The sequence below is a fragment of the Pseudomonas sp. 2822-17 genome (genome assembly GCF_002742485.1).
GTDB classification, from domain to species: Bacteria; Pseudomonadota; Gammaproteobacteria; order Pseudomonadales; family Pseudomonadaceae; genus Aquipseudomonas; species Aquipseudomonas cyclaminis.
Genome location: NZ_LJRZ01000659.1, coordinates 1 through 278 on the forward strand (window position 1 = coordinate 1; position 278 = coordinate 278).

The following is a 278-nucleotide window of genomic DNA, read 5'->3' on the forward strand; positions in this document are numbered from 1 at the left end:
CTTTGATGGAAGCACGAATTCGATCGTCTACTCCCCACATCACTTGAGTAGGGCCAAAAATACCATATTTTTCGAGGTAAGGGAAAAGTAAATTTTCCTTTCTGCTATAATGTAGATCGATGTCTAGAAGTTTTGTTAAGTCATTTTTTATTTTTATGACAGTTTCTTCTGAAGGTTTCTTTTGAAATTGTTCAAAATGTAGACTTAATGTGAAGTTGACCATCCTATCAAGTTCTTTGTTTTCCAATATAAAAGTATTTACAGGGTGTCCTTTTTCC

General features: G+C 33.5%; 1 protein-coding gene. It reads right to left on the bottom strand.

The window, feature by feature from the left end; genetic code table 11:
• On the bottom strand, window positions 1-278 hold a 278-nt coding region (locus AOA60_RS23765), incomplete at both ends, for a hemerythrin domain-containing protein (protein WP_178075412.1).